The following is a 17,739-nucleotide window of genomic DNA, read 5'->3' as shown; positions in this document are numbered from 1 at the left end:
CTTTATTCCCTAATTATCTGACTATGAGAAATGTTTACCTTTTGTGTTTAAGCATCTTTGCTTTTCATACTTTTTCTGCTCAATATAAAAATGAGAATGTAGAAAAAAAAGGTTTAATCAAAAAAGAAATGAAATCTTATGCAGCAAAAATGGCTGCAGGAAATATCAATCCCAATACGTTAAACTATGATTTACAGTATCAAAGAATGGATATTTCAATTGATCCGGCTGTTTATAATATTTCTGGTTCTGTGACATCGCATTTCAAACCCAATCAGGCAATGAGCAGTATTTATTTTGATTTAAATAATAACATGAATGTCTCCCAGGTCAATTATCATGGTCAGAATCTTACCTTTCAGCAACTTTCAACCAAAGAAATAAAAATTAATTTTACGACAGCTTTGGCTGCCAATGTTTTAGATTCTCTTACAATTCAGTATAACGGAGCTCCTTCTACAGCAAATAATTCTTTTTTTACAAATATTCAAAGTGGAACGGCAGTTCTTGCTACTTTAAATGAACCTTATGGTGCACAAGATTGGTTTCCAACAAAGCAAAGTTTGAACGATAAGATTGAAAGATTTGATATAAAAGTGACAACCCCAGCTCAGTACAGCGTTGCTTCAAACGGAAGATTAATGTCGGAAACTATTTTAGGAAACGGGCAAAAACGTACTTTTTGGAGAACGCAATATCCAGTCACCGCATATTTAGTAGCACTTTCAATTACTAATTTTGTAAAGTTAAATGACACAATGGGAACTCCGCCATTTCCGTTTGTCAATTATTTATATCCTTCTACAAATGCAGATGCTGGAAGTATGGCAAATATTGAGTGGACAAAAACCGTTATGAATACTTTTGAAACCTATTTTGGAGCTTATCCTTTCCGAAATGAAAAGTATGGGCACATGGAATTTACAGCAGGTGGTGGAATGGAGCATCAAACAATGTCTTCAATGGGAGATTGGAGCAAACAACTAATTGCGCATGAATTAGCACATCAATGGTTTGGTGATAAAGTGACTTGCGGAGCATGGAACGATATTTGGCTGAATGAAGGTTTTGCCACGTTTGGAGAGCACGTTGCTTATGAAAAGTTGATCATGACTAATGCTGAATTTCTAAATTATCTTCTCGGTGAAAAAAATTATATAACAAGTGATACACAAGGAAGTGTATACGTTGCAGACAGTAATTTAGGAAATATAGGTTCTATTTTTAATGGTAGGTTAACATATTCAAAAGGCGGATATGTGGTAAGAATGATGAAATGGATTTTAGGTGATACCCTATTTTATCAGGCTTTAAAAGATTACCATGCAAGACCGAATTTAGCTTATAATTATGTAAGAACTTCAGATTTAAATACTTCATTTTTAACATCTACAGGAACAAATTTTACAGAATTTTTCAACGATTGGATTTATGGTCAAGGTTATCCGACTTATGATATCCGATGGAAACAAACTGGTAATCAGGTCACTTTTAAAGCGTCTCAAACACAAAGTCATTCCTCAGTAAGTTTCTTCGAGATGCCATTACCAATTAAAGTAACCGGAACTGGTGGACAAACTGCTTTTTTTGCTCTAAATAACACTTCAAACAATCAATATTTTAACGAAACTGTGAGTTTTCCGATTGCAAGTGTTCAGTTTAATTATGAATATCAGATTTTGGAGAAAAATTCTACGGTTACACAAGATAATAATTTAAGCACAACAGGTTTTAATATTCAGGAATTTAGTATTTATCCCAATCCTGCAAAAAATGAATTGTTTATTTCAGGATTAAAAAAAGAAGCCGATTATCAGATATTCACAGCCGACGGAAGACTGGTGAAAAAAGGAAAAGCGAATCAAAAGATTGATATAGCTGTTTTTGAAAAAGGAGTTTACTTTATTATGATAAATAATTCAAACTTAAAATTTGTAAAAGAATAAAAAATAATTATTGTATTGATTTTCAGTGTATATTTGTTTATAAACAAAAAAATGACAAATATGAAATCTAAAACTTTATTCTTTTTTCAACTTGTTTTAATTACTGTATTGATGTTGAGTTTAACATCATGTGAATCTAAAGAATCAGACAATCCTTTGTTGGATACACAATGGAGCGGTCTTGCGAAAATCCCTCAGGAAACGGAAGTTGTTCTGAAGTTTTCTAAAGATAAATTAGATGTTTTACTTGGAGATAAAATTATTGAGAATATGAATTATAGCCTCAATAACGGTGAAATTACTATCGTGAAAAATTCTGGAGGTACACCCTGCAATGCAGGAACTACAGGGAAATATAAGTATGAAATTATAGGAGAAAATCTTGTGATGACATTCATTTCCGATGAATGTACAGCCCGAATAAAATCTCTACAAGGCGTTGTCTACAAGAAAACTGACGTGAAAAAATAACTATAAAGTCATTTGTAATTTTAAAGCTTTCATTTGTGAAAGCTTTTTTTATTAAATTCTATTGCTTTCCCCTAAAAAGATAAAGAGTTTTCACAAGTTTTGTTTCTCAGTATCGTGAAATTAAATTCAAAAAAATTTTCACCAGACGTTGATGATGTGATTGGTATATTTTGCAAATTTTGAATATTAACTAAATATAAAAAGAAATATTTAAAAAATTGAAAATAAGGTATTAATTTTGCAGCTTCGTAAAATTATAAGTCGTTGATTCATTAATTGTTAAATATTTCCATGAGAAAAAATCTATTTACTTTAATGGCATTTATGTCGTTTGGAGCGTTTTATTTTAAAGCGCAGATGCAAAAAATCTCCTTTGAAAGCACAGAAGGATATATTGTTGGAAATCTTGGAGGTCAACAAGGTTGGACAGTTTGGGGTGGACTTCCCTCAGCAAATGCACAGGTTGTTAATTCAAATCCAACAGATGGAGCTCGATCTTTCAACATGATTAGTAATGAAACTGTTCAGGATTTTTGTGGAATTGAAAAAAATATTACAAGTTTAGTGACGAGTAGCGATGTTGAGATTTCTTTTGATTATAGTTTTTCAGATCTTGAATTTTCAGATTACGAAATTGCAATTTATAACAATGCATTGATTTCTGATTATACTGCTGCTTTGAGAATCGATTATCTTACAGGAGTTTTGAGTTATAGAAATGCAACAGGGTTTGTTGACGGACCGGTTCTTACAGAAAATCAATGGTATAATTTAAAAATTGTTATTAAGCAGTCTATCAATACTTTGCAGTATTTTATGAATGGGGTACAAATTTATTCAGGATCTTTAGGAACTAATAAAAACGTACAGGTTATTGATTTCGTTTATGATGATTTCGGTTCCGGTTTCAGAGTTGATAATATTCAGATTAATAATTTAGCAGTCCTTTCAACTGCAGAAGTTGGAAAAAAAGAATTGATAAAAATTTATCCTAATCCTACATCTGAAAAATTAAATATTAAAACAGATGGAAATATAAATTCAATTACAATTTTTGATGCTAAAGGAGGTCTAATCAAAAAATTTCATGAACACGGAATTTCCAATGGGAAAATTTTGAATGTTTCAGACTTATTGACGGGTGTTTATATGATTAAAGTCAAAACTTCTACTTCAGAATTTACCAAGAAATTTATCAAGAAGTAGATTGCTTAAAATCAAACATAGACCTTTCAGAATTCTGGAAGGTTTTTTTATTGATATATTTTCTTGATTGCTCTCTCAGCTCTTTTATTGGCAATTTTAACCTTGTAATTAAACCATTTTTCTTTAAAAACTCTTCTCATCACATTATCAAAATGTCGGATGATCACTAAGTTTTTAAAACCTCTCCATTTCTCTAACAAACTTGAAGGTAAAGCACGAACAGAAACAGAGTAACCTTCCGTTTCGTATTGAATATAATGCCACCAACCGGAAGGAATATAAAGTGTTTCTCCAGGCTTAATCACAGCTTCATAACCATTTAAAAATTTTAAAGCCGGATATTTTTCATAATCCGCTTCCTGAAGATTAACCAGACTGTGAAAATTGTAAGGAAGTTTATACATCAAATCCGACTGTTCCCATGGAAAAAGCCATATTCTTTTAATTCCCTGAAATTGTGTGATAAAAACATGAGACATATCAATGTCAATATGATTTCTCGTAATTGAACCTTTTCCACCAAAAAACATAAAAGGAAGCCATTTTAAAACTTTTCCCTTCGTTACATCTTTATAGTGAAGATCATTTTTAAGTTCAGGTTTTATACTTAAAAGATTGAATAAAAATAAACGATATTCAGTTGTTTTTGTACTGATTAAATCTAAATATTCTGAAAAAGTAGTTTCTGCTACAGGCTTACTTGCCACACGATCAATCGATTCAAGCTCACTTCCATAAACATTTACTTTAGTTTCGCCTGCGATTTGTTTAAAATATTCATAATTCCATTTTTCAAAAGCCGGACTGTCCTGCTCAACAAAGTCTTTTAGAATAATTGGTTTACAGGCTTTCATGTGATTTGAAGTAAATTCTTCTGAACTGATATTCTGAGTGCTTTTTACCTGTGTTAATTTCATTACAATTAATTTAGAATCGTCAAATATAATAATTATCCTACAAAATTAGTAGACTATTGGTTCTGAATTTTAATTTTTCACTGATTAAAAAACAATAAAAATTTTGAAACTTATTTTGTTTAATGGGTTTTTATTAAATTAGCGCAACTAAATTTAATTATAATGATCTCCGGAAAATATCTTGAAAATCTACAGAACGAACTGAAAAACATCAAAAACGACGGACTTTTTAAAAAAGAAAGAATCATCACTTCTCAGCAAAGTGCAGAGATTGAAGCTAATGGAAAAAAGCTTTTAAACTTTTGTGCCAATAATTATTTGGGATTGTCAAATCACCCTGAAGTAATGAAAGCTTCGCAGGAAATGATTGGTTCTCACGGTTACGGAATGTCTTCTGTACGTTTTATCTGTGGAACTCAGGATATTCACAAACAACTGGAAGAAAAAATTGCTGAATTTTTAGGTCTTGAAGATACTATTTTATACGCTGCTTGTTTTGATGCAAATGGTGGTGTTTTCGAACCTTTATTTACGGAAGAAGATGCGATTATTTCTGATGAATTGAATCATGCTTCCATTATTGACGGAGTTCGTCTTTGTAAAGCAGCAAGATATCGTTACAAAAACAATAATATGGCAGATTTGGAAGCTCAATTAATCGCTGCTTCCGAAAAAAATCACCGTTTCAAAATCATCGTTACAGACGGAGTTTTCTCAATGGACGGAATTGTTGCAGACCTAAAAGGGGTTTGTGATTTAGCCGATAAATACGATGCTTTGGTAATGGTTGATGATTCTCATGCAACTGGTTTCATCGGAAAAACCGGTCGTGGAACTCACGAAGCAAACGAAGTGATGGGTAGAGTAGATATTATCACTTCTACTTTAGGAAAAGCTTTGGGTGGTGCTTTAGGCGGATTCACGTCAGGTAAAAAAGAAATCATCGATATGTTGAGACAACGTTCTAGACCATATTTATTTTCAAATTCACTGGCTCCGGGAATTGTTGGTGCAGCTTTGAAAGTATTAGAAATGATTTCAGACGACACTTCACTTCGTGATACGGTAATGGAAAATGCAGAATATTACAGAACGGAAATGAAAGCAAAAGGTTTTGATATTCCAGATGGTGACGCTGCAATCGTACCTGTCATGTTGTATGACGCAAAATTGGCGCAAAAAATGGCAGAAAAACTAATGGATGAAGGAATTTATGTAATTGGTTTCTTCTATCCTGTGGTTCCTAAAGAGAAAGCAAGAATCAGGGTACAGCTTTCTGCGGCTCATACGAGAGAACATTTAGATAAGGCAATTGTTGCTTTTGAAAAAGTTGGAAAAGAATTAGGAGTGATTTCTTAAAAAAATAAATCGTTCTACAATTGTAGAATAAAAACAGAATTTCTATATTTACAGAAATTCTGTTTTTTTATGCTTAAAAACTTATTGCTTACAATATTCTCAATATTTATTTTTGTTTCATGTACAACTGAAATGAATCAATACATTAAAATTGATTCTAAAACTCAAAAACGCCATGGGAAATGGAAGGAAGAATATTCTTCAGATCAAGGAATTTTAATAGCAATAGGAAAATATAGAAAAGGTGAAAAAGTAGGAGTCTGGAAAACCACTTTTCAGGATAAACTCTATCAGAAAGATAAAATCAGAAAAACGGTTACTAAAACAAAACTGTATTCCTCCAATGGTAAAATCATGGAAAAAGGACAATCGAGACTTGATATTTCAGATGTTCAGAGACATTGGTATTATTTCGGAGATTGGAAATATTACGACGAAAACGGAAAACTGAAGTATATTAAAAAATACGCTGATGGAAAGAAGATTGATAGTATTTCTTTTACTCAATAAGAACAAATTTAGTTTGTTTTCGTTTTTTCTCCTGCAATGGCTTTAGTTAAAATTTAAATTAAACTTGAATATAATTTAAATTTCATAAATAAAAACGATTAATGTTGTATGAATCGTTGATTGACTTACTATTTTGCATTTAGTTCATCAACAAAATCATTATCTTTGCACACAAATTTTTACGATGCTTTATACCATCATCAAGGCGTTGCACATTATTTTTATGGTCAGTTATTTTGCGGGAATTTTTTATCTCGTAAGAATTTTCGTGTACTATAAAGATACCGATGCTTTTTCGGATGAAAAAAAGTCGATTCTGAGAGAACAATATATCTTTATGGCTCGAAGATTATGGAATATCATCACCGTTCCTGCCGGAATTATTATGGCTGTTTGCGGCTTAGTAATGATATTTCTGAATACCGGTTTAATGAAAATGCCATGGTTTCATTTAAAACTGACTTTCCTTATCGGATTGGCAATTTACCATTATTGGTGCTGGAAAAAAGTCAAACATTTAACCCAACTCAACGGAAATACTTTAGAAACTGCCAATTTAAAACTGAGACAGGCAAACGAAATCGCCACATTTATTTTATTTTTGGTGGTTTTTACTGTCATATTAAAATATCAGGTCATTGAATATTGGTGGCAATTAATTACCGGATTTTTCGTTCTGGTATTTTTAATCATGATGACCGTAAAATTGGTAAATAAGAATAAGAAAAAATAATGAATAGATAATAGTAAATTGTGAAATAGTCAATCGTCAATTTATCGAATAAACTAAGTCCTAAAACCTATTACCTAAACCCTAAATAAAACTATGATTGCAATATTTAAAAAAGAACTTTGGAGTTATTTCGGTAACTGGAGCGCATGGATTATCATTGCAGCGTTCAGTCTGATAATGACTTTATTTCTGTTTTTTTTCGAGAATGATTCTAATATTTTCGACATCGGATTGGCTTCTTTACAGAGCTACTTTGTTTTGGTACCTTGGTTACTGATGTTTATTATTCCGGCTTTGTCGATGAAAACTTTTGCGGAAGAACAACAAACAGGAACTTTAAACTGGTTGTTTTCTCAACCTCTGAAAGTTTCAGATCTAGTTTCAGGGAAATTTCTTTCAGTCTGGGTTGTCGGAATTTTATGTCTGATTCCTTCATTGATTTATTTCTACACAATTTACGTTTTGGGAGTTCCGGAAGGAAATATTGATATGGGAATGACTTTCGGAAGTTATTTTGGCTTAATTATTCTGATTGCGGCCTTTTCAGGTGTTGGAATTTTAGCATCTTCGCTTTCTCAGAATCAGATTATGGCTTATCTTTTAGGCGTTTTCATGTGTTTCATCATGTATTTCGGTATTGAGCAATTGGCAAGTTATAAATTGTTGGGCGGAGCAGATTTTATTTTACAGAATATTGGTTTTTATCAGCATTTCTTAGGCTTTACAAGAGGTCTTATCGATTTTAAAGATGTTGCCTATTTTGTTTTTATTATCGGTCTTACCTTGACATTGTCTAATCATTTTATCAATAAAAAGAAGTAAAAACATGAAGAAGATTAACTTAAAATCTCCATTTGCCATTTTATTGATCGGAACTTTTGTTCTTGCATTGGTTCTTGCGTTTTCGGGCATCAGATTAGATTTAACCAAAGAAAAAAGATATACCCTTTCAGACAGTACCATCAAAGTTTTAGAATCGATTAAAAAACCTTTGACGGTTGATGTTTACTTGGAAGGAGATTTTCCGGCAAGCTTTAAACAGCTTCAGAGTGAGACTAAATTTATGCTCGAAGAATTCAGAAAAATCAATCCGAAAATTGATTTTAAATTCATCGATCCTATGAAAACCAAAATGTCTCAGGATACTTTGATGGCAATGGGAATGCAGCCTTCGGTTCTTCCGGATTTTAAAGACGGAAAAGTTACCCAGATCTATTTGTTTCCTTATGCAGTCGTAAAATATAATGGTGGAGGAATTTCTATTCCTTTGGTTGTACAGCAGTCGAATATTAATGCAGATGAACAATTAAGAAAATCTATTGAGAATTTGGAATATAATTTAGTTTCAAATATTAAAGCTGTCGCTACGAATAAGAGAAAGAAAGTAGGAATTCTGGTTAATCAGGACGAGTTGAATCCTACGGAATTTGAAAGCTTCATGAGATTGGCTACAGAAAACTACGACGCAGGTCCGATTGTTCCAAAAAATAATGTGGAAATTACTCAGGCAGATTTACCATTATTGAAACAAATGAGCGCTTTGGTGATCGCAAAACCAAGAAAGGCTTTTACAGATGGCGAAAAAGTAATTTTGGATCAGTACATCATGAACGGAGGAAAAACGCTTTGGATGATTGATGCAGTTAACGCTGAAATGGATACTTTGACAAAGTCTAAAAAAGTAATGCCATTTCCTGTTGATATTAACATGACGGATTTCTTTTTTAATTATGGTTTAAGAATCAATCCTGCTTTGGTAAAAGATGTGAAAAAATATGCGCTTTTAAAACTGGTAACCGGTGAGGTAGGAGGAAATGCACAATATACAAGTCTTCCGTGGCCTTATTTTCCCTTGGGAATTGCAGAGCATGACCATCCGATTACAAAAAACATCAATCCTGTAAAATTTGAGTTTCCCACATCTATTGATACTTTAGGTGGAAGAAAATTTAAAACCAATGTTTTATTTGAGTCAAGTGAAAGAACTTTACTAAAGCAGGTTCCAAACTATGTTGAGCTGAAAGAAATTGCAAGTGTAGACAGTTTGGGGCAAATGGAAAAACCAAGCACACCGAAGATTTTTGCTGTTGCCTTGGAAGGTAAATTTAATTCTGCTTATGCTTCGAGAATTGAAAGAAAATCTTATCCGGGATTCAAAGCTTCAAGCCCTGAAAACAAAATGATCGTAATTGCAGATGGTGACGTCGGAAGAAATAAAGTCATCAAAGGACAGGCTTTACCTTTAGGAGTTGATATGTTGACAGAAGAACAATTTGGGAACGAACAATTCTTAAGAAATGCTTTAGATTATCTTCTTGACGACAGTAATCTGATGGAGCTGAGAAACAGAAACATCGAAGAACGTCTTCTCGATCGTAAAAGAATCACCGATGAAAGAACAAACTGGCAATACGTGAATTTGTTGCTTCCTTTAGCAATTATCGGACTTTTAGGAGGACTGTTCTTCTGGTTAAGAAAAAAGAAATTTGGATAGAATATAGAAAAAGAGAAACTGTGAGGTTTCTCTTTTTTTGTTATTCTTGTATTGAATATGAATAAGTTTAAAAATTAAATAAAAAATAAAATCATTATTGAAAACCATATCCACACTAAAATAACGGGAGTATTTAACAACAATAAAATGTAATATTTCTTTCGATTCTCATTGATTTTTGGAATAATAAAGGCAATATTTAAAATTGTTAAAAAGATTGAAATGCCGTGGAAAACAAAAACTGTCATTACAGAAAATGCCCAAATGTTATGTAATTCTCCATATCGGTAAGAATTTGTAACTACTTTAGGTAAAAGAAAAGCACAAACCAAAATTAGATTTGATATAATTGTAAAAAGTTTGATATTGTATTTTATTTCCATCAATGTTATTACTGATGATTTTATAACAATCCCTCAAAAATAACCTCAATATCTTGAGTTTCACCTGTAACCTCTCCGAAAACAAATTTTATAATTCCGTTTTTATCTAAAATAAGACTTGTAGGAAACGCTGAAATATTCAGTCCATCAATCTGCTTTTTAGAATCTGCAATATGCTGGAAATTAAATGGTTGCTGTTTGGTAAACTCATCAATCGTTTTTTTATCATTAAAAGAAATTGTGATGAAATTTGCTTTCCCTTTAAATTTTTCTTTTAGTTCGTTTAATAAAGGAATTTCTTCTATACAAGGTGGACATCTTGTAAACCAGAAATTGATAAAAGTAGGTTTTCCGCTAAGAAAATTTTTGTCGAAATTTTTCTGTTTTTCATTTACAAATTTTTCAATCTGAAATCTTGTCCCTATATATTTCTTAGTTTCTGCATAAGGATCAAAACCATCGGGAGTGGTAGAAAGCGCACCAAGTCTTACAAAATGAATAATTGAATCTTCTGTCTTTTTTGTTTTAAGAAGAAGTTCTTCTAGTTTTCCTTTTTTATAAATAGATTCTTTTGCTTGGGTATATTTAATTTCATCGACAGGTTTACCACCATTTATTTTGTAGTATATTTTTTGCGAAAAAGAGTTTAGACTTAGAGTAAGGAGAAAGATAATTTGTAATTTTTTCATTAAAATGTTTTGGGTATTAATTGCCTTTCAACAAATATAAACAAATCCCAATTAAAATCACCTTACAAAGAAAAATCACAATCTTAGAAACTCCGTCAATTCTACCAAAATGATTTAAGATTCCGAACAATTCCAAGGAATTAATTATTATTAAACTACAATTTCCAAAAGTTTTTTATAATTTTAGTCTTTTCTTATCCTATGTTAATCATTAAACCTTCAATTTTTCGGAGGTTTGCAGAGTCAAAACAATAAAATAAAAGTTTTGAGGTTTTATTGAGACAACAAACAATAATAATATTAAATACTTTAAAAAATGAAGAAAATTGGCGTAATCGCTTTGGCAAGTTTAGGTTTACTTCTTGCATCATGTGGTGATAAAAAAGAAGCTGCAACTGCAGGTCAGGAACAAACTGTAGCAGAAAAGCAAGGGAATGTTTTTGCTGTTGATACTACAGCTTCTAAAGTAAACTGGAAAGCTTTCCACAAAGGAGGTTTTGCTCCACGTTGGGGAACTTTAGCAGTTTCTACAGGAGAATTATCTGTTGCTGATAATCAATTGGCTTCAGGAGAATTTGTGATTGACATGAAGTCTCTAAAAGTAGATCCAGCTTCAGTTACTGAAAAAGACAAAAAATACACAGATCTTGAAGGTCACCTTAAAAATGCTGACTTCTTTGATGTTGAAAAACATCCAACTGCTGATTTCAAAATCACTAAAGTTGAAGATTTAGCTGCAGGTGCTCAAAATGCTGTAGAAGGTGCTAACAAAACAGTAAGCGGAAATCTTACGCTTCTTGGAAAAACAATGAATGTTTCTTTCCCTGCAAAAGTTGACATCGTAGAAAAATCTGCAACTTTAAAGGCTCAATTCACTGTAAACCGTGCTGATTGGGGAATTAAATTCGGAACTGACGAAACTGATCCTGCTGAATGGATGATCAGCAAAGATATCGAAATCGCTATCGATGTAAAAGCTGACCAAAAGTAATCTGAAACAGTCATACATATAAAGACATCTGTAGAAATGCAGATGTCTTTTTGTTTTAAAATGAAAGAGTAAACAGTTCCAAAGATAGGATTTGGTGCTATCAAAAATTATAAATAAATATTTAAACAAATTTAAAATGATTCAAACTTTCAAAATCAGATTTTTCAAATGTATTGGTGATAATACCATTTTCTAAAGTAACAATGTGGTCGCAGGTGTGAAAAAGAGTTTCGATAATATGTGAACTGATAATAACCAATTTATTGTTTTGTTTCAATTCTCTGATAATATCATACAATAAATGAACGCCTTCAAAATCAACTCCGTTAAAAGGTTCGTCTAAAATATTAACCAGTTTATCGAGCATTAACATTCCTATCAAAGCGAGTTTCTTTTTCATTCCGCTGGAATAATATTGCACATATTTCTCCAAAGGAAGTTGAAATTTTTCGGCTAATTCTATGGTTTTTGTAAGTTTATCATTTGAGAAATAAGATAAATATTCTCTCCCTGTGATGTATGGATAGAAATAATTTTCTGTTTCGAGATAAGAAATATTTTCACGAAGAATTTTTTTGCTTTGCCACAAAATTTCTCCACTATATTTCTGACCTTGATAAAGCGATTCAAAAAATGTGGTTTTTCCGGCACCGTTTTTCCCGAGAATACCTAAAATTTTTCCTTCTTCAATTTCTAAATTTAAACCCTGAAGAACATTTTTATCTTTAAAACTGACCGACAGATTTTTAATTTCCAACATAGTTTTTAATATTTTGCTGTGCTTCTTTGATATTTAAATGAATGATAATAAATGCTGGAATAATCAACATGCTGTAAACGAAATATTCTATAAAAACTACAATACTAAAGTAATTGGCCTTTTCTTGATGATGATAAAGCTTATATTTCCTCGTGAGAATCAGCAAAAAGTAAAGATTCATAAAGAAGATATAGTAGAGAAGATACAGACTTTCGTTAAAATTGATTATTAAAAACGCAATATAAGTTGGTGAAAGAAGCGTATTAAAAAAAACAATATTTTTATAGATTTTATCTTTAAAATTGATCTTTTTAAAATAAACTTCGAGCATTTCTTTGTTCTCGTTATCTTCATAAACATGAGATAAATAATCCATCAAAAAAATTCCGCACAAAATCAAACTGGCTTGATGATATGCCGAAGCAATCACTACAAGATACGTCAGAATAAACATCCAAGTATTTTTGCGAAGATAACTTTTCCACTCGAAAAGATCATTGGAAATAAAGTTCCATTGCAAAGTAGGAAAAGGTTTGGACTTTGGCTGTAAAAAACAGAGTAAAATAATCGCAAAAAACATCATCAAACCGAATTTTTCAATTTTATAATTGATGTTTGCCATTAGAAAAAGCGCGTAGATAAATGCAGATTCTAAAAAAATAATCAGTCTCCAATGATTGATAAATATTTTATTTAAAAACGGAATATCTTTTCTGTTAATATGAAAAACCAAAGCAATGGAGAAATAGAGTAGCGGATAAAAAATAGATTGCGGAAATTTAACTATCATCAACATTCCGAAAACCAGAAAAATCGGCAAGCTGACTTTAGGATTATAATTAAAAATCCTGAAACTCTGATTAAACCTGAATTGAAAGTGTTTATAAATTTTTTGCAATGAATTTTCTTTAATATAAAATAAGAAGAGTAGTTTTATCTAAATCTGTTATTCGCCTCGATTTAAGCTTTCAAAGATAGAAAAAGCTGTTTTAAATATCACCTATTAAGGAAAATTTAAGAAAAAAGAGAAACTTGGAAGTCTCTCTTGATTTTTTTAGAATTTAAAAATTACCACGGACTGATTCCCGATTCATCTTCTATATCATTGCTAAAAAACTGTCCGGTTGGAGCATTTTCATCGGTTAAAGTGTGTTTAATAATGAATGAAGCTGCACTTTCCACAGAACCGGGACCACTGTGATGATTAAAATCTGTTGCCGTGTAACCTGGATCAATCACGTTTACTTTAAAAGGCAATTCTCTCAATTCATAAGCTAAAACAATTGTATAAGCATTCAGTGATGATTTTGAAGTACCGTAAGCTGCTCCTTTTACATGATAATATTTCCAGTTTGGGTCACTATGTAAAGTTAAGGAACCTAATCCTGAAGTAATATTACTGATTCTAGGGCTGTCAGATTTTTTAAGTAAATCTAAAAAAACCTGCGTCACACTGATTGCTCCAAAGAAATTGGTATTAAAAACCTCCTGAATGTCTTTTACAGAAGTTTCTGAGGCAGTTTGTGGGTTGATGCCTAAAATTCCGGCATTATTAATGAGAATATCCAGTTTTCCTTGCTCATTTTCGATAATTTTTTTAGCCTTAAAAATAGATTCCGGATTCGTCACATCAATTTCTATAGCTTTGATATTTTGAAATCCTTTTTCATGTAATTCTTTTACGACTTCTTCGCCTTTTGAAAGATTTCGGCTTCCCAAATAAACGAATAAACCTTTTTCTGAAAGTTGTTTTGCAGTTTCCAAACCAATACTTCTGTTGGCTCCTGTTATTAATACTGTTTGCATTTTGTTTGTTTTAATTAATGGTGTAAAATTCCGTCAATAAAACAACGTGACATTTGCCATTTGGCAAAAAGAGAAATTAATTTTAGTTGATTGGATTTAAAATAATATTATTTATAAAGTAATATTCTTTCTGATTCTGCTTAGAGAAGATTGCGTTACTCCCAAATACGAAGCAACATACGAAAGAGGAATTCTGTTAAAAGCTGTAGGATAAATTTCAAGAAACTTTAAATAACGGGTTGTTGCATCTTCTGATACAAGCGGACTTCTTCTTTCTACTTTTTGTATTAAAGCTCGGGAAATGATTTTGTGTACAATGGCATCAAAACCAACGATAGTTTGTAAAAGTTCGAGCCAGTCTTTTCTTTCAAAAACAATCATTTTACAATCTGTGACCGCCTGAACGTAAGCACTCGAACAGATTTGATTATCGAAACTTTCTAAATCTACCACCAAATTATTTTCTTCAATGAAATACTTTGTAATCTCTTCACTTTGATTGTTATAATAGCAAACCCTGAGAATTCCATCAACCAGAAAGCCAACTTGTTTTGCTATTTTTCCAGCTTCTGAAAAATATTCTTCTTTCGAAATATTGATTTCAATAGTCTTGCTAGAAATAAAATCGATTTGCTGCTGGTTGAGGTTTCCAAATTTTAAAATAAAATCAAATAATTCTTTCATGAATGCAATTTAGCTAAAGAAATTTTCACGGCATTTGTCATTTGGTAAAAAATATAAAGAGAAACCCGAAAGTTTCTCTTTGTAAAATTAATTTTCCAAAACAGGAATGAGATGTTCCCAATTGAGCTGTTTGGCATAATCTAAAGCTGTTTTTCCGTTGTTGTTTTTTAAATTTTTATCGGCACCGGCTTCAAGCAAAACTTCTACCGAGCTTAGATTTCCTGCAATTGTTTCTCTGTGAAGAAGCGTAAAGCCGTTTTCATCAATATTGGTGAGTTCCGCTGGATAATCATTTAGAAATTTTACAAAATCTTCTTTCATATTCTTGCTCATCGGATGTTCGATGAGGTTCTCCGGCTTTTCTTTTTGTTCATTGACAACTTCAATTTCATTAAAATCTCCAAAATCGAGTTGCCACGCTTCATCATGTTCTTTTCTTTCAGATTCCGACATATCTGCACGCATTTTTTGAATGGTAAATCCGCCATACGCTTTTGGAATTGGTTCTGAAGATGATGAAAATAATTTTGAAAGCCCGGTTGGTTTTTTCTGCATCGGAGTGATGGCAAAAAGCCAGTCGCTGATTTCGTTTAGAGGTATTTCGAAATAATCTCTGGGTTGTATTGTGGTCAGATCATTGGGTTCGTTGATGAGATATCCGCTCACAGTGTCGCCATCAAAGTAAATATCATTCATCCACATGTGTTCTACGATTTGTTCTCCATCGGGATTTTTTTCAGAAAAAGAAGCTTTTACACAGGCAAGATTCAATCCGGGAATAATTCTTCTTTGCTCCCAAGAAAGTTCTCGCCAGAAATATTTGAAGTTTTCCTGTGCTTTTTTGTATGCTGCAATCATTTTAGGGTCTTTTCCGTCCGTAAAAATAAATGAGTTGTTTTCCATTGTATCTTAAACATTTTGTGATTTAATTTTAAATCAATATCATAATGTATTCTGCTGAAACCTTGATGAATAAGTAGATATTGATATTTTTGGTGTAACTAAAATACGGAAAATATTTAAACAAGAGTTTAAATTGTATTATGTTTATTGAAAATTAACAATTATAAATTTTCCAAATCTTTCAGAAGATTCTCAGGATTGTATTGATAATCTTTTGGAAGTTCTGAGCCATAAAGAAAATGCTCAAAATATAACGGAGGCAAACCTACAGACTTTCTTCTTTTATCAAGATTTTTTATGTCAAAGTAGGTTGTGTTGTGGTTTATATTTCCTAAAGTTTGCAATGTGTAAAGAGATCCTTTATTTGTTTTGTTTGTAAAATCATTCATAGAGCTGTCAAATTCATCAAAGTCAACAAAAAAATCTTTATTAACATTATCTTTTTTAATTTCGTTCTCCAAATAAGGTTTAAAAAAATCCCAAACAAATTTTTGATCATCTGTATATCCTCGATGATGCCACAATAGCATCCACGCACGAGATTCCCAACCATATTTTTTAGTAAGTTCCATTAGTTTAATAATATTCATGGAATCTGTTTCTTTAGATAATTTGCCAAAAACTTTATCTTCCTTTCTTATGAGTTGATCTGTGGCAATCAAATTTTGAATCTCCATATAAGCTGCCGGATTTTTAAGCTCTCTGTAGTATTGATTTTCCAAATCATTATATTGAGCCAAAACTTCCTTCATTTCTTTAGAATCTTTGTAGGGTTTAAGACTTTCAAAATCTTTTAAAAAATCTAAAGGAGCTAGTTGTTTGGTGATACTTTGGGTAAGTAATTCTTTGGCAGTTTTGTTATTTTTTAATTTAAAAGATATGGATGCTGCTTCTAAATACACATCGCTAATCGGGACTTTAGGATTAATTTTAATGGCTTTCAAGTAATATTCTAAAGTTTTTTGATCATTTTTTTGATGAGCGTAATATTCTGCTAAGTAGATTTGCTTTTGTGATTTGAATACGTTTTGAGCTGAAGCTAAAGGAAATACCAATAGAATAAATAGTAAGATAATTTTTTTCATAAGTGTGTTTTTGTTTTAAAAGTACGAGAGTTTTCTTTTATTACCATATTTTTGACAAAAAACTTCAGTTATGTATGGTTTTTCAAAGATTTGTAAATTAATATTTTTAGTAATAAACAATTGATCTTTCTGTAAGCAAAAATTTACCATCCACTTTATCAGTTCGTTCAATCCAGTTGTTATTTTTATCAAACTTTGTATATATAAATGAAGATTTTATTGAATAGACAGTGTCATTTGCATAAGAATTATCTGTGGTCTTAATTAGGTTTTCACGATCATCATACTCCAAAGATTTTTCATAAAGTATTTTATTATCATTACTAAAAACTTTTAAACTTGTTTGATGTCCTTTTTTATTAATTGTATTGAAAACTTTTTTTACTAGTTTGTTATCAATATAACATTCGATTTCTCCACCATAAAAATCTAAAAGATATTTTTTTATTACCCAGTTTTCCGTAGTCTTTTCTTCAATGTTATCTATGGTAGAACTAACAATTTTCCCATTATTATATTTAGGAGTTGATTTAAATTTTAATACGTCGTTTTCATCATAAATATTATAAATTAATTCATTACCCGTCGTTGAAAATTCGAATTTATGGTACAAGCCTTCTTGTTTTTTTGTATTATGTATTGAATCAATTTTAAATGATTTAATAGTAATTTCTTTTACTTTGCCAATTAAGTTATGTGAAGTCCAACCAGTAAATTTATTGTTTAAACTATCTTTTTTTGACTGACAATTTAAAGCTAAAAAACAGCTAAATAATAATATTAGAGAGATTTTCATTTATAT

Annotated in this window: 18 protein-coding genes; 9 read left to right on the top strand and 9 right to left on the bottom strand. The window is 31.2% G+C overall.

Annotated features, from left to right (window positions below; translation table 11 throughout):
- Positions 1-23: 23 nt before the first annotated feature.
- The 3 genes from OEA66_RS02975 to OEA66_RS02965 all read left to right on the top strand — a co-directional run bounded on the left by OEA66_RS02975 (position 24) and on the right by OEA66_RS02965 (position 3,623).
- Complete coding sequence (locus tag OEA66_RS02975) at positions 24-1,946, top strand: M1 family aminopeptidase (protein WP_267279960.1); 1,923 nt, start codon at positions 24-26, stop codon at positions 1,944-1,946.
- Positions 1,947-2,006: 60 nt separating this feature from the next.
- Positions 2,007-2,417 (top strand): hypothetical protein, encoded by a 411-nt coding sequence (locus tag OEA66_RS02970; RefSeq protein ID WP_267279959.1) that lies wholly within the window; start codon positions 2,007-2,009, stop codon positions 2,415-2,417.
- A 291-nt stretch (positions 2,418-2,708) separates the two neighbouring features.
- On the top strand, positions 2,709-3,623 hold the full coding sequence (locus tag OEA66_RS02965) for a T9SS type A sorting domain-containing protein (protein ID WP_267279958.1): 915 nt from the start codon (positions 2,709-2,711) through the stop codon (positions 3,621-3,623).
- Positions 3,624-3,670: 47 nt separating this feature from the next.
- Here OEA66_RS02965 and OEA66_RS02960 read toward each other — a convergent pair whose 3' ends face one another.
- Complete coding sequence (locus OEA66_RS02960) at positions 3,671-4,540, bottom strand: cupin-like domain-containing protein (RefSeq protein WP_267279957.1); 870 nt, start codon at positions 4,538-4,540, stop codon at positions 3,671-3,673.
- Positions 4,541-4,702: 162 nt separating this feature from the next.
- Here OEA66_RS02960 and kbl point away from each other — a divergent pair, with 162 nt between their 5' ends.
- The 5 genes from kbl to gldG all read left to right on the top strand — a co-directional run bounded on the left by kbl (position 4,703) and on the right by gldG (position 9,636).
- On the top strand, positions 4,703-5,899 hold the full coding sequence (kbl, locus tag OEA66_RS02955; protein ID WP_267279956.1) for a glycine C-acetyltransferase: 1,197 nt from the start codon (positions 4,703-4,705) through the stop codon (positions 5,897-5,899).
- 132 nt (positions 5,900-6,031) lie between these two features.
- Positions 6,032-6,409 (top strand): hypothetical protein, encoded by a 378-nt coding sequence (locus OEA66_RS02950; protein ID WP_267279955.1) that lies wholly within the window; start codon positions 6,032-6,034, stop codon positions 6,407-6,409.
- Positions 6,410-6,593: 184 nt separating this feature from the next.
- A complete protein-coding gene (locus OEA66_RS02945) occupies positions 6,594-7,142 on the top strand; it encodes a CopD family protein (RefSeq protein WP_267279954.1) in 549 nt (182 codons plus the stop codon).
- Positions 7,143-7,235: 93 nt separating this feature from the next.
- Positions 7,236-7,964 (top strand): ABC transporter permease, encoded by a 729-nt coding sequence (locus tag OEA66_RS02940; protein WP_267279953.1) that lies wholly within the window; start codon positions 7,236-7,238, stop codon positions 7,962-7,964.
- A gap of 4 nt (positions 7,965-7,968) precedes the next feature.
- Positions 7,969-9,636 (top strand): gliding motility-associated ABC transporter substrate-binding protein GldG, encoded by a 1,668-nt coding sequence (gene gldG / locus OEA66_RS02935; protein WP_267279952.1) that lies wholly within the window; start codon positions 7,969-7,971, stop codon positions 9,634-9,636.
- Between the two features lie 403 nt (positions 9,637-10,039).
- On the opposite strand, the gene OEA66_RS02930 is transcribed toward gldG, so the two are convergent.
- Positions 10,040-10,708: a TlpA family protein disulfide reductase gene (locus OEA66_RS02930; RefSeq protein WP_267279951.1), complete on the bottom strand. Its 669-nt coding sequence runs from the start codon at positions 10,706-10,708 to the stop codon at positions 10,040-10,042.
- A gap of 316 nt (positions 10,709-11,024) precedes the next feature.
- On the opposite strand from OEA66_RS02930, the gene OEA66_RS02925 reads away from it, so the two are divergent.
- Positions 11,025-11,699, top strand: coding sequence for a YceI family protein (locus OEA66_RS02925; RefSeq protein WP_267279950.1), 675 nt, complete (start codon positions 11,025-11,027; stop codon positions 11,697-11,699).
- 121 nt (positions 11,700-11,820) lie between these two features.
- On the opposite strand, the gene OEA66_RS02920 is transcribed toward OEA66_RS02925, so the two are convergent.
- From OEA66_RS02920 to OEA66_RS02890, 7 genes are all read right to left on the bottom strand, one after another.
- Positions 11,821-12,459 (bottom strand): ATP-binding cassette domain-containing protein, encoded by a 639-nt coding sequence (locus OEA66_RS02920; RefSeq protein ID WP_267279949.1) that lies wholly within the window; start codon positions 12,457-12,459, stop codon positions 11,821-11,823.
- On the bottom strand, positions 12,446-13,357 hold the full coding sequence (locus OEA66_RS02915; RefSeq protein WP_267279948.1) for a hypothetical protein: 912 nt from the start codon (positions 13,355-13,357) through the stop codon (positions 12,446-12,448). Before OEA66_RS02915 ends, OEA66_RS02920 begins: the two co-directional genes overlap by 14 nt.
- Positions 13,358-13,527: 170 nt before the next feature.
- A complete protein-coding gene (locus OEA66_RS02910) occupies positions 13,528-14,265 on the bottom strand; it encodes an SDR family oxidoreductase (protein WP_267279947.1) in 738 nt (245 codons plus the stop codon).
- Positions 14,266-14,376: 111 nt separating this feature from the next.
- Entirely contained in the window at positions 14,377-14,949 is a 573-nt protein-coding gene (locus tag OEA66_RS02905) for a Crp/Fnr family transcriptional regulator (RefSeq protein ID WP_267279946.1), read from the bottom strand.
- Positions 14,950-15,036: 87 nt separating this feature from the next.
- Positions 15,037-15,852, bottom strand: coding sequence for a DUF2314 domain-containing protein (locus OEA66_RS02900; RefSeq protein WP_267279945.1), 816 nt, complete (start codon positions 15,850-15,852; stop codon positions 15,037-15,039).
- A gap of 161 nt (positions 15,853-16,013) precedes the next feature.
- A complete protein-coding gene (locus OEA66_RS02895) occupies positions 16,014-16,937 on the bottom strand; it encodes a tetratricopeptide repeat protein (RefSeq protein WP_267279944.1) in 924 nt (307 codons plus the stop codon).
- A 106-nt stretch (positions 16,938-17,043) separates the two neighbouring features.
- On the bottom strand, positions 17,044-17,733 hold the full coding sequence (locus OEA66_RS02890) for a hypothetical protein (protein WP_267279943.1): 690 nt from the start codon (positions 17,731-17,733) through the stop codon (positions 17,044-17,046).
- Positions 17,734-17,739 lie beyond the last annotated feature (6 nt).

It is taken from the genome of Chryseobacterium luquanense, from assembly GCF_026460945.1.
Classification (GTDB): domain Bacteria; phylum Bacteroidota; class Bacteroidia; order Flavobacteriales; family Weeksellaceae; genus Chryseobacterium; species Chryseobacterium luquanense.
The sequence above is the reverse complement of the archived record's forward strand: the minus strand, read 5'-3'. Positions and strand labels throughout refer to the sequence as shown.

Excerpts from the sequence above, each read along its gene's own strand:
- OEA66_RS02890 (WP_267279943.1), bottom strand. The coding sequence starts at position 17,733 with ATGAAAATCTCTCTAATATTATTATTTAGCTGTTTTTTAGCTTTAAAT.
- OEA66_RS02895 (WP_267279944.1), bottom strand. The coding sequence starts at position 16,937 with ATGAAAAAAATTATCTTACTATTTATTCTATTGGTATTTCCTTTAGCT.
- OEA66_RS02975 (WP_267279960.1), top strand. The coding sequence starts at position 24 with ATGAGAAATGTTTACCTTTTGTGTTTAAGCATCTTTGCTTTTCATACT.
- OEA66_RS02940 (WP_267279953.1), top strand. The coding sequence starts at position 7,236 with ATGATTGCAATATTTAAAAAAGAACTTTGGAGTTATTTCGGTAACTGG.
- OEA66_RS02925 (WP_267279950.1), top strand. The coding sequence starts at position 11,025 with ATGAAGAAAATTGGCGTAATCGCTTTGGCAAGTTTAGGTTTACTTCTT.
- OEA66_RS02965 (WP_267279958.1), top strand. The coding sequence starts at position 2,709 with ATGAGAAAAAATCTATTTACTTTAATGGCATTTATGTCGTTTGGAGCG.
- OEA66_RS02920 (WP_267279949.1), bottom strand. The coding sequence starts at position 12,459 with ATGTTGGAAATTAAAAATCTGTCGGTCAGTTTTAAAGATAAAAATGTT.
- OEA66_RS02900 (WP_267279945.1), bottom strand. The coding sequence starts at position 15,852 with ATGGAAAACAACTCATTTATTTTTACGGACGGAAAAGACCCTAAAATG.
- OEA66_RS02950 (WP_267279955.1), top strand. The coding sequence starts at position 6,032 with ATGAATCAATACATTAAAATTGATTCTAAAACTCAAAAACGCCATGGG.
- OEA66_RS02960 (WP_267279957.1), bottom strand. The coding sequence starts at position 4,540 with ATGAAATTAACACAGGTAAAAAGCACTCAGAATATCAGTTCAGAAGAA.
- OEA66_RS02910 (WP_267279947.1), bottom strand. The coding sequence starts at position 14,265 with ATGCAAACAGTATTAATAACAGGAGCCAACAGAAGTATTGGTTTGGAA.
- gldG (WP_267279952.1), top strand. The coding sequence starts at position 7,969 with ATGAAGAAGATTAACTTAAAATCTCCATTTGCCATTTTATTGATCGGA.
- kbl (WP_267279956.1), top strand. The coding sequence starts at position 4,703 with ATGATCTCCGGAAAATATCTTGAAAATCTACAGAACGAACTGAAAAAC.
- OEA66_RS02945 (WP_267279954.1), top strand. The coding sequence starts at position 6,594 with ATGCTTTATACCATCATCAAGGCGTTGCACATTATTTTTATGGTCAGT.
- OEA66_RS02970 (WP_267279959.1), top strand. The coding sequence starts at position 2,007 with ATGAAATCTAAAACTTTATTCTTTTTTCAACTTGTTTTAATTACTGTA.
- OEA66_RS02930 (WP_267279951.1), bottom strand. The coding sequence starts at position 10,708 with ATGAAAAAATTACAAATTATCTTTCTCCTTACTCTAAGTCTAAACTCT.
- OEA66_RS02905 (WP_267279946.1), bottom strand. The coding sequence starts at position 14,949 with ATGAAAGAATTATTTGATTTTATTTTAAAATTTGGAAACCTCAACCAG.